The organism is Microvirga sp. P4_G7 (assembly GCF_056401005.1).
Genome location: NZ_JBFUKD010000805.1, coordinates 1 through 1,475, shown reverse-complemented (window position 1 = coordinate 1,475; position 1,475 = coordinate 1). Strand labels below are relative to the sequence as shown.

Annotated in this window: 2 protein-coding genes; both read right to left on the bottom strand. The window is 62.2% G+C overall.

Features of this window, described 5'->3' with window-relative positions; genetic code table 11:
* Positions 1 to 105 precede the first annotated feature (105 nt).
* A complete protein-coding gene (locus AC1DT3_RS20855; RefSeq protein WP_477467110.1) occupies positions 106 to 984 on the bottom strand; it encodes an HpcH/HpaI aldolase/citrate lyase family protein in 879 nt (292 codons plus the stop codon).
* On the bottom strand, positions 984 to 1,475 hold a 492-nt coding region (locus AC1DT3_RS20850), incomplete at its 5' end, for a MaoC family dehydratase (RefSeq protein ID WP_477467109.1). The genes AC1DT3_RS20855 and AC1DT3_RS20850, both read right to left, overlap by 1 nt.

The following is a 1,475-nucleotide window of genomic DNA, read 5'->3' as shown; positions in this document are numbered from 1 at the left end:
CAATCGAACTTGTGGTTCCCTACAAGCGCGATGTTTACGCGAAGGTTGTCGAGGCGTTCGCGCCCTTCGCGAAAAAAGCCGTAGCGGCGCGTTAGGAGACCAGCGTCACGTCTGCTTCTTGTCTGAACGCGCGAGCAGACGCTCCGCGCGCAGCAAATGTGGACGATCGAGCATTTCGCCGGCGACACCGACGACTCCAGCGCCAGGATTGGCTTCAAATGCCGCGACGACGGCGCGCGCTTTTTCGATGGCTTCCTGCGACGGCGCGAACATTTCGTTGATGATGGCGACCTGCGCGGGATGGATCGCCATTTTGGAGACGAATCCATCTCGGCGCGCTTCGCGGCATTCTGCTGCCAGTCCGTCGAGATCGCGAAAATTCGTATAGACGGCATCGATCGCGTCGACTTCGGCGGCGGCGGCGCCGAACAAGGTGAGCGAGCGCGCCAGTCGGTAGGGCTCCGCGTAATGCCCATCCGTCCCCCGATTGGCTTCGGCGCCGATATCGGCAGAGAGATCTTCGCCGCCCCAGGCGAGCCCTTCGAGGCGCTGGCTGGCGCCGGCGAAAGTGCCGAGCGCGAAGATGCCGCGTGCGTTTTCCGTCGCGATGGCGATGATCCGCGTGCTGCCGTCGCCCAATCCGAACTCGGCCTCGCGAACGGCGATTTTCGCGCCGAGATGCGAGACATCCCGACCGCCGACCGCCTTCGGCAACACGATGCCATCGGGCGAAGCCGTCATCACGCCGTCGAGATCTGAATCCGTGAGGCCTGTCGTCAGGCCATTGACGCGAACGAACAGGCGCGGACGTTCGCTCGACCGTCGTGCTTGTGCGATGAAGTCGGCCGTGATGCGCCGCGCTTCTTCCTTGGCCGCCAGCGCGACGGAATCTTCGATATCGACAATCAGCGCATCGGCGCCGGAGGTCAGCGCCTTCTCGAGCTTTCGGGCGCTGTCGCCCGGAACGAAGAGGAGGGAGCGCATCATATCTCTGCCTGCCATGGTCCAGAATTGCGCTTGCGCATGAACGCTTGCCGGCGGCATTGCGCGACGAGCGTGCCATCCTGTTTGTAGGCGCGATGATGGAATTCGACGATGCCTGCTTCGGGCCGCGATTTCGACTCGCGTTTGGCGACGATTTCAGTCGTCGCGTTCACTGTATCGCCCTCGAAGAGCGGCGCTGGAAACGTCACGTCGGTCATGCCGAGATTGGCTATGGTAGTGCCGACGGTCGTGTCGTTGACCGAAATGCCGATCATCAATCCGAGCGTGAACAGTGAGTTCATCAGCGGCTGCCCCCACTCCGTTTCGGTGGCGCAAAAATGCGCGTCGATGTGGAGCGGTTGCGGATTGAGCGTCATGTTGGAGAACAGCATGTTGTCCATCTGCGTCACCGTGCGCGTCAGCCGGTGCCGAATGGTGCTGCCGATCTCGAAATCCTCGAAATAGAGTCCACCGCGCGGATGGCGTTCGTG